This is a genomic window from Sporosalibacterium faouarense, from assembly GCF_016765695.1.
Classification (GTDB): Bacteria; Bacillota; Clostridia; order Tissierellales; family VENL01; genus Sporosalibacterium; species Sporosalibacterium faouarense.
On the sequence record NZ_JAETGO010000075.1, the window covers coordinates 68,665 to 78,259 of the forward strand.

Consider the following 9,595-nt stretch of genomic DNA (forward strand, 5'->3'; position numbering starts at 1 on the left):
GTTTTAAACTTACTAAAGTAGAGTTAATAAAAATAAAGGGGGAGCAAAATGAAAAGGAAATTGTTAGTATTATTCTTAGTGATGTCACTAGTACTATCACTATTAGCAGGCTGTGGTGGAGATACTAGTACATCGGGGGAAGAAGACACTACTAATGGAACTGGAGAAGACAAGAGTGACACTCCTAAAGAGGTTGTTATTGGTTTGGCAGGTGATGCTTATTCACTAGATCCCTATCCTTTAAATGAAACACTAACCAATGCAATCAATAATCACTTATATGATTCATTAATAGAACCTGATAAAGATTTGCAACCAGTTCCTGCCCTAGCAGAAGATTGGAATGTATCAGAGGATGCAAAGGTTTGGACTTTTTATTTAAGAAAGGGAGTTAAATTTCATAATGGAAATGATTTCACAGCAGATGATGTTATCTATTCTTTTGATAGGTCAAAGGTAGATATGTCAGCGTTTAAGTACTGCCTATCAACAGTAGAGAGTTATAAAAAGGTAGATGACTATACAGTAGAGGTAATAACTAAGGACCCAAATGCCTTGCTACTAGCTCATCTTAAAGATCTAATGATTTTGGACAAGGAAACCTGTGAAGGTAAAGATGACGAGTGGATTGCATTAAATCCAAATGGAACAGGAAGATATAAGTTTGTAGAGCATGTTAGAGGAGATAGAGTAGTATTTGAAAGAAATAATAATTTCTGGGGAGAACTTCCAGAGGCAACGAAAGTAACCTTTAAACCTATTACAAATGAAGGTACTCGTACAGCTAATATGATGTCTGGAGCTGTTGACTTAATAGTAGATGTTCCAGTAAGAGATGTAGATATGTTAAAAACACAAGATAATATTACTATAGCTTCAATACCAAGTTTAAGAGTAATATATCTTAATTTAGCTGGATGGACAGATAATCCAAGTCCAGATGCCGATATGCCGTTAGAAGCACCAGATGGGTCAAATCCACTTAAGAGCATAAAGGTAAGGGAAGCAATTTATCGTGCTATTAATGAAGACGAAATTATAAGCAAGATTATGAATGGCTATGCAATTCCAGCTACTACTTATATTCCAGAAGGTTTTAATGGATATAATCCTGATGTTGAGAGATTGGAATTTAATCCAGATTTAGCAGAAGAGTTATTGGATGAAGCAGGATATCCAAGACAATCCGATGGGCATAGATTTACAATTACATTAGATGCATCAAATGATAGATATGTAAATGATGGAGATATAGCAACAGCTATAGCTTCTTATTTAGAGAAGGTCGGTATAAAGGTTAATTTAAATCTAATGTCTAGAAGTATATTCTTTACTTATATAGGTTCAACGAATAAAGAAGGAGATAATTCTCATTTCTTAATGAGTGGATGGGCAGATTCCGGTGGAGAAAGTGCTCTTATGGGATTAGATATGGTGTATAGCATGTCCCAAGACGGATATATAAAGGATGGTTATGGTGGAGTTAATAGAGGATATTATCAGAATCCTGATATTGATGAGCTGATTGATAAGGCAATGGCTACAGCTGAAACAGAAGAAAGAGATCAGTTAATGCAGCAAGTATGGAAAATGGCAGCAGATGATATATCATATATACCACTACACTTCCAAAAAGACTTATATGCTCATAATGATAAGATTAAATATCATCCAAGAAAAAGCAAATATGTTTATGCATGGGATGTAGAATTCTTACAATAAACACTTAGGGGAAGGAAGAAATTCCTTCCCTCTTTATTAATATGGGGGTGATAAGGTGTTACGTTATTTAGTTTTTAGAGCATCACAGCTCATACTGGTGTTAATAGTAGTATCAATTTTAGTTTTTGTTTTTACGAGTGTTATGGGAAATCCAGTATATTTAATGGTTAGAGAAAATGCTACGGAAGAAGAAGTTCAGGCAGCAATAGAGTACTTGGGATTAGATAAACCACTTCCAGTAAGATATGGTATCTTTGTTAAGAATGCTTTAAGAGGTGACTTTGGAAAATCTTATGTTTATCATCAACCTGCATTAAGAATAATATCAGAAAGGTTTCCAGCAACTATTGAAATTGTTATAGTAGCCATGTTACTATCTGCTCTTGTTGCAATTCCTCTAGGGGTGTATTCTGGAGCTTACCCTAAAAATTTTTTTAGCAAGAGTATAATGACCATATCTATAGCAGGTATTTCCCTACCATCTTTTTGGGTAGGTATGGTGTTGATTTTTGTATTTAGTCTTAAATTAGGGATATTACCTGTATCTGGTAGAGGCGATGTTGGAGTTTTTTTAGGTATAAAAACAAGTCTTGCAACAGTCAGCGGATGGAGGCATATCATTCTTCCATCTGTTACTTTAGCATTAGGTAGCTTAGCAACAATATTACGATTAACTAGGGCTGGTATGCAGGAGAATATGAGGCAGGATTATGTAAAATTTGCAAGGGCAAAGGGAGTACCTAGAAAGAAAGTTTTGTTTGGTCATGCTCTTAAGAATACACTAATTCCTGTAGTAACAATTTTTGGATTACAGTTGGGGGGATTAATAGCTTTTACAACTATAACTGAAACAATATTTTCGTGGCCTGGTATGGGTAAGCTTTTAATTGATGCTATAAACAGTGCAGATAGACCTATTGTATCAGCTTATATATTGTTTGTGGCAGTTATGTTTGTATTTATAAATTTTGTTGTAGATATACTTTATACAATTATCGATCCAAGGATTGACTTAAAATAATAATTAAAGGGTGGTGATATAATGCAAGTCCAAGTTAAAACCTCAAATGCTTTAAAGGGTTCAGCAGAGAATTCAAAATTGAAAACTTTCTTAAGCTCTGAGTTTATATATAATTATAAAAGGTCACCAACAGCTATAATTGGTTCAATTATAACTATTGTGGTTCTTTTAACTGCACTTATAGGTCCATTTTTTACAGTTCAAAATCCTTATGATATGTCTACTATTGACCTATCAGATGCATATAAACCTCCAGCTTGGATTGAGGGAGGAGACTCTAATTTTATTTTGGGAACAGATCAACAAGGTAGAGATATTTTAAGCGCAATTGTTTATGGTAGTAGGATTTCTCTCATAATAGGTGTGGCAGGAACATTATTTGCTAGCATAATAGGAATAACGTTAGGCTTGGTATCAGGATATTTTGGTGGTAGAGTAGATGCTCTTATTATGAGAATGGCTGATATACAGCTATCATTTCCTACAATGCTAATAGCACTTTTTTTAATGACATTTTTCGGTAGAGGAATTGGGAATATTCTAATAGCTTTATGTTTAGTGGGTTGGGTAAGGTATGCTAGGACAGTTAGGGGTGAAACTTTAACTGTGAAGAAAAAAGAATATATAGAGGCTACAAGAGTTATAGGACTTCCTAACTTTAAGATTATATCTAAACATGTTCTTCCAAATGTGTTTACTTCTATAATTGTGTTATCAACAATTCAGGTAGGTTCCTTTATACTTACTGAGGCAACCTTAAGCTTCTTAGGGTTAGGAGTACCGGTAACAAGACCCTCTTTAGGTATGCTTTGTAATAATGGATTTAAAGTACTCTATAGTGGACTATGGTGGGTATCCATATTCCCAGGGCTGTACATAATGCTTATAGTTTTTGGAATTAACTTACTAGGCGATTTTTTAAGGGATGAATTAAATCCAAAGTTAAAGTAAAGGGGGGATAGTTGTGAATAAATTACTTGAAGTAAAAGGGTTAAAAACTTATTTTCACACTTTTAAAGGAACTGTAAAGGCTGTAGATAATGTTAGTTTCGATATACATGAAGGAGAGATTCTAGGTGTTGTTGGAGAGTCAGGGGGCGGAAAATCTGTTACAGGTTTTTCTGTTATAAGACTTATTGATGAACCTGGACAGATTGAGAGTGGAGAAATCATTTTTAATGGTACTAATTTATTAAAGAAATCTGAGAGTGAGATGAACAAAGTTAGAGGCAAAGAAATATCCATGGTATTTCAAGATCCTATGACATCATTAAATCCCGTATACACTATTGGCGAACAAATGGATGAAGTTTTATTACTTCATGAAAAATTGAATAAACATGAACGCAGGAATAGATGTATAGAGTTACTTAAAGATGTAGGGATATCTAATCCAGAAAGTAGGCTTAAGAATTATCCCCATCAGTTTAGTGGAGGGATGAGACAAAGGGTGGTAATAGCAATAGCCTTAGCTGCAAATCCAAAATTAATAATTGCCGATGAACCAACTACAGCACTAGATGTTACTATACAATCTCAGATTTTAAAACTTATGAAAAAGCTTGTTGAAGAGCATGGAGTTGCCCTTATGCTTATAACCCATGATTTGGCTGTAGTATCGGAGATGGCTGACAGGATAAATGTTATGTATTGTGGAAAAATTGTTGAAAGTGGATATACAAGGGAGATTATTGAAAACTATACACACCCTTATACAGAAGGATTACTTAATTCAATTCCTGACATTGACAAAGATAAATCTAAACTAAATACAATACCAGGTATAGTGCCAAATATGTTTGATTTACCTAAAGGTTGCAATTTTTCTCCACGATGTAAAAATTGTCAAGATATTTGTCTAGAAAAAGAACCAAAGCTAACAGAGATTGGAGAAAATCATTATGTTTCATGCCACTTTCCACTAAGAAAGGAGGCAAATTAAATGGAAAAGATATTATCGGTTAACAATTTGGAACAGAAATTCGATTTGAATAGAGGAATACTAGATAAAATAAAGTTTAGAAATGGGAGATTTATAAAAGAAGAACGGATAGTAAATGCGGTTAATGATATAAGCTTCGATATTAAACAAAGAGAGGTTTTTAGTTTAGTTGGAGAGTCAGGCTGTGGTAAATCCACCACTGCTAGAACTATAATTAAGCTTATCGAACCTAAGGGTGGAACTGTCAAATTTAAAGGGAACAACATAACTAATATTTCAGGTAACGAAATGCTTAAATATAGAAAAAAAATGCAAATGATATTTCAAGATCCTTATGCCTCATTGAATCCAAGACAAAAGGTCATTGATATATTAGTAGAACCTATGCTATTTCATAAGGTTGCTAATAATCTACAGGAGGCAAGGGAGAAAGCTCTAGATATTCTAGAAAAAGTTGGATTAAGGCCAGAGCAAGCCACCAGGTATCCCCATCAATTTAGTGGAGGACAAAGACAAAGGATAGGTATAGCAAGAGCACTTGCTGTGGAACCAGAATTTATAATTGCTGATGAGCCTGTATCAGCCTTAGATGTATCTATTCAAGCTCAAATTCTAAATCTTTTAATGGAATTAAAGGATGAATTTAATTTTTCATATCTTTTTATAGCCCATGATTTATCAGTTGTAAAGCATATAAGTGATAATCTTGGAGTTATGTATTTAGGTAAAATAGTTGAAAAGGGTAGTAAGGAACACATATTTAATAATTCTCTTCACCCTTATACAAAAGCTTTATTTAGTGCTATTCCTAGGCTCTCTGGTACCAACCTAAGAAAATCAAAAGGAATTGAAGGAGAGATACCTAGCCCAATTAGCTTGCCATCTGGCTGTTTTTTTCATGAAAGGTGCCCTTATATGAAGCCTATTTGTAGAGAAGTAATGCCAGAAGAAAAAGAGGTAGAGAAAGATCATTTCGTTTTATGTCATCTATATTAGGTGAGGGGGGAATTCTATGGATTTAAAAGATAGTATTATTAATCAAATTGAGAATATAAAGAAAGAATTAGTTAAGTTAAGTAATGATATTCATAATAATCCAGAGCTTGCTTTTCAAGAATTTGAAGCAGTGGAGAATATAACAAATCTATTGTCTAGTCATGGATTTGAAGTAGAAAAAGGCATTGGAGGAATTAGTACAGCTTTTAGAGGAGAGTATAATGGACGGAGAAAAGGGCCTACAATAGCTTTTTTAGCTGAATATGATGCTCTTCCAGGGATTGGTCATGGATGTGGACATAATCTCATCGCTACTATGTCTGTGGGAGCAGCCATTGGATTAAGTAAGATAGCAGATAGAATAGATGGGAATATTGTTGTTTTAGGAACTCCAGCAGAAGAAGGCGGGGGTGGAAAAATTTTAATGATTAAAGAAGGTATTTTTGATAATGTGGACTATGCATTAATGATACATCCTTCTACAAGGAATCTAATATGCAGAGGAGGATTAGCAACGAGAGGAATGATAGTGGAGTACTTTGGTAAATCAGCCCACTCAGCTTCACCAGAAGATGGAATTAATGCACTGCAGGCAGTAATACAAACCTTTAATGGAATAGACCACTTAAGGGCAACTCTTCCTTTAAAGGCAAATATAAATGGAATAATAACAGATGGTGGAAAGGCTTCAAATATAATTCCTGACTATGCATCTTGTAAGTTTAGCATAAGAGCCGATACTGTTAAGGATTTAAAGGATGTTAATGACTGCATAGAGAGGATTGTAGAGTCTGTTGAAATCTTAACTGGAGCGAGGAGTAAAGTAAGTAAATCTTTAGTTTATACAGAAAGATACCCAAATAAAACTATGGCAGAGGAATTCAAAAAAAATATAACCAAATTTAGCGAAATAATGGAATACCCTGAACCGAATATGAAATATGGCTCATCAGATATTGGAAATGTGAGTTTGTTAGTTCCTACAATTCATTCGTATCTTAAGATAGCAGATGCAGGGACGGTAAGTCACTCAATAGATTTTACTAAGGCTTCAATATCTGATAGGGCTCATGAACAGATGATAAAGGGAGCTAAGTCACTGGCGATGACAGGTTTTGATATATTTGATAGTGAAGATTTAAGGGAGAGTATTTATAAAGAATTCAAAGAAAACGTGCCTAAATACAGAGAGAAAGATTTAAAGTAATAAGATAGACTTAAAAAATGATTATTAATATGAGGAAATTGCATATATAGTTTTATCCAAGATTACATCTAATTTACAATATGCAATTTCCTCATATAACTCAAGAATCCTACTTTGAAAAAATATAATAGAAACCTATGTATTAAGAATATGTTATGTATACATATTATCCAACAACGTTTATTGGATTACCTTCATTAAAAGCTTTTATATTATCTGATAAAAGTTGAATAAGTCTTTGTCTTGCCTCGAAGCATTTCCATCCAATATGAGGTGTAAGAATTACGTTATCCATGGTGAATAATGGATTGTCTAGCTCTGGTGGCTCTGGATCTTGAACATCTAGAGCAGCTCCAGCAATCTCACCATATTTTAATGCTTCTATTAAATCATTCTCTTTTATGATAGGCCCTCTAGAAGTATTGATAATAAAAGCTGTAGATTTCATAAGACTTAGTTTCTCTTTATTAACTAAATATTTTGTTTTCGGTGTAAGAGGACAATGAATAGATATAAAGTCACTTGACTTAAAGATTTCTTCAAGAGAAACCTGCCTTATATTTGGATCTTTAAATTCCTTTGATGAACGATTATAGAAGATAACATTCATACCTAGAATACGGGCTATTTTCATTACTTGTTGTCCAATGGTTCCTGCACCGATTATTCCTAATGTTTTATTTTGCACTTCAAAATGATGAACCTTTAAATGTTTAGTGAAATTAGAGAAATCCTTTTGTTTTATCATATTTTGTTGCGGTATAATTGATGAACTTAAATTTAATATAAAAGTAATAGCTAACTGGGCAACTGCCTCAGTGCTGTAGCCTGGAACATTACAAACCGTAATATTTCTCTTAGATGCTGCTTCGATATCAATATTATTGTATCCAGTGCCGGCTTCACAGATAAGCTTTACGGAAGTTGGAAATCGCTCTATTAAATCTTTGCCAATTGGTAGTTCCTTAGTAATAATAATGTCATGATCCTCAATTCTTTGTAAAATCTCATCGTTATTACTTTCATCATACTTTGTAAGATCTCCAAGCCTTTCTAATGGTGAAAAGTTCAGTAAACTATCAAAATCAATTCTTTCTGAATTAAGAAAAACAATTTTTTTCATGATTACCTCCTAATATAGTTATTATATAAATCTAATAATTACATTATATTATAAAATAGATACATTTGTAAAAAATGGAATCTAAGATGAATTATTTAATATTAAATACTAAAAATCCCGATTAAAGCAATTGTATGTTTATACATTAACAATATATGATTTTAACATTGATATAAAGTTAACTATTATTATGTTAATTTACAAAATTAAATTACCTTAAAATGGAAATTATTACAATAAATGAATCATATATGCTATAAATATAGATAAATTAAGACATTAAAAAAATTTTTTATAATCCAAGATTATGGAATAAATATAAATAATTCTAAAGTAGACTGTACTTTCCAATAAATTATTGATATAATCTAATGGGGATATTTTTATGGATGAATATATTTACATTTGTTTGATAATTAACAAACCAATCAATAATTTGCTTTAAATGTATTTATCTAGTAAAAATATGATATATCTAAAAAATAATATTATGGAGGTATTACTATGAAAAAAATTCTTAAATCTGTCGCATGTGTATTATCAGTAGTAATGTTGTTTTCTGTTGCGGGAATGGTAAGTCCAAAATTAATGCCACTTGGACCAGATGTAGTATCAGCAGCTTCAGAAGAAAATAGCACATCAACTTCTGAAGAATCAACTACAACAACAGAATCAGCTACAACAAGTCAAGCAACTAACGTTCTTAAGGTAGGAGCTAAAGGAGATGCAGTTAAAAATCTGCAAACTATGTTGAATAATTTTGGTTATAATCTAGAAGTTGATGGATACTTTGGAAACTTAACTTCTGAAGCAGTTAAGGATTTTCAAAGTAAAAATGGTCTTACAACTGATGGTATAGTTGGACCTAAAACTTATGAAGTATTAGAAGCTGGTATAGAATCAACAGATTCAACAACTAAAGAAGAAGTAGCTACAAATGATTCAGCATTAAGATTAGGAAAGGTTGATTATGCAGCTCATGGAAACAAAAGCTTTGCAGTAGTAGTAGTAGCATTAGCTGGAGATAAAATCCAAGATGCATATATAGATGAATTCCAATTTATGAGTACAGATGTAGCAACAGGAGTTCCAAATTCAGATGGAGACTTCGGAGCAAACTATGCTGATCCAACAGTAGTATTAGCATCTAAAAGAGTAAATACTGAATATTATAGTGAGCATATGAAAGAAGAGGCTGGAGCAACTACACCTTTACATAAATCATATGATGCAATTCAAACTCATGTTAAAGGTATGACAATCACACAACTAGAAGAAGAGCTTTCTGTTAACACATCTGAGGGAATGGTTGATGTAGTTAGTGGTGCAACATTAAGAGATACAGCAGGATATCTTCAAGCAATACTTGCAGCAGCTAAAAATGCAAGTGAAAATGCTCCAATTCAAGTGGATTCTACAGTATTAAGTAATTTAGAGTTAGGAAAAGTTAATTATGCAGCTCATGGAAATAAAAGCTTTGCAGTAACAGTAGCAGCAGTGTCTGGAGATCAAATAGTAGGTGCATATATAGATGAATATCAATTTATGAGTACAGATGTAGCAACAGGAGTTCCAAATTCAGAT

At 32.9% G+C, this 9,595-nt stretch carries 8 protein-coding genes; 7 read left to right on the forward strand and 1 reads right to left on the reverse strand.

What is annotated here, in order from left to right; all coding sequences use genetic code 11:
• Window positions 1-48: 48 nt before the first annotated feature.
• Genes JMO20_RS14425 through JMO20_RS14450 form a run of 6 tightly spaced genes read left to right on the forward strand, consistent with a single transcriptional unit; the run spans window position 49 to window position 6,888 of the window.
• Complete coding sequence (locus tag JMO20_RS14425) at window positions 49-1,722, forward strand: ABC transporter substrate-binding protein (protein WP_202710396.1); 1,674 nt, start codon at window positions 49-51, stop codon at window positions 1,720-1,722.
• 55 nt (window positions 1,723-1,777) lie between these two features.
• The gene (locus JMO20_RS14430) at window positions 1,778-2,743 is read left to right on the forward strand and encodes an ABC transporter permease subunit (protein WP_202710397.1); all 966 of its coding nucleotides are present in this window, start codon (window positions 1,778-1,780) and stop codon (window positions 2,741-2,743) included.
• Window positions 2,744-2,764: 21 nt separating this feature from the next.
• Window positions 2,765-3,694 (forward strand): ABC transporter permease, encoded by a 930-nt coding sequence (locus JMO20_RS14435; protein ID WP_202710398.1) that lies wholly within the window; start codon window positions 2,765-2,767, stop codon window positions 3,692-3,694.
• A 13-nt stretch (window positions 3,695-3,707) separates the two neighbouring features.
• On the forward strand, window positions 3,708-4,685 hold the full coding sequence (locus JMO20_RS14440) for an ABC transporter ATP-binding protein (protein ID WP_341534036.1): 978 nt from the start codon (window positions 3,708-3,710) through the stop codon (window positions 4,683-4,685).
• Complete coding sequence (locus JMO20_RS14445) at window positions 4,686-5,681, forward strand: ABC transporter ATP-binding protein (protein WP_202710399.1); 996 nt, start codon at window positions 4,686-4,688, stop codon at window positions 5,679-5,681.
• A 16-nt stretch (window positions 5,682-5,697) separates the two neighbouring features.
• Window positions 5,698-6,888, forward strand: a complete 1,191-nt coding sequence (locus JMO20_RS14450) for a M20 family metallopeptidase (protein ID WP_202710400.1) — start codon at window positions 5,698-5,700, stop codon at window positions 6,886-6,888.
• Between the two features lie 166 nt (window positions 6,889-7,054).
• On the opposite strand, the gene JMO20_RS14455 is transcribed toward JMO20_RS14450, so the two are convergent.
• Window positions 7,055-8,011: a D-2-hydroxyacid dehydrogenase gene (locus JMO20_RS14455; RefSeq protein ID WP_202710401.1), complete on the reverse strand. Its 957-nt coding sequence runs from the start codon at window positions 8,009-8,011 to the stop codon at window positions 7,055-7,057.
• A gap of 504 nt (window positions 8,012-8,515) precedes the next feature.
• Here JMO20_RS14455 and JMO20_RS14460 point away from each other — a divergent pair.
• Window positions 8,516-9,595: peptidoglycan-binding domain-containing protein (locus tag JMO20_RS14460; RefSeq protein WP_202710402.1), on the forward strand; the 1,080-nt coding region annotated here is incomplete at its 3' end.

Excerpts from the sequence above, each read along its gene's own strand:
- JMO20_RS14425 (WP_202710396.1), top strand. The coding sequence starts at position 49 with ATGAAAAGGAAATTGTTAGTATTATTCTTAGTGATGTCACTAGTACTA.
- JMO20_RS14435 (WP_202710398.1), top strand. The coding sequence starts at position 2,765 with ATGCAAGTCCAAGTTAAAACCTCAAATGCTTTAAAGGGTTCAGCAGAG.
- JMO20_RS14445 (WP_202710399.1), top strand. The coding sequence starts at position 4,686 with ATGGAAAAGATATTATCGGTTAACAATTTGGAACAGAAATTCGATTTG.
- JMO20_RS14450 (WP_202710400.1), top strand. The coding sequence starts at position 5,698 with ATGGATTTAAAAGATAGTATTATTAATCAAATTGAGAATATAAAGAAA.
- JMO20_RS14455 (WP_202710401.1), bottom strand. The coding sequence starts at position 8,011 with ATGAAAAAAATTGTTTTTCTTAATTCAGAAAGAATTGATTTTGATAGT.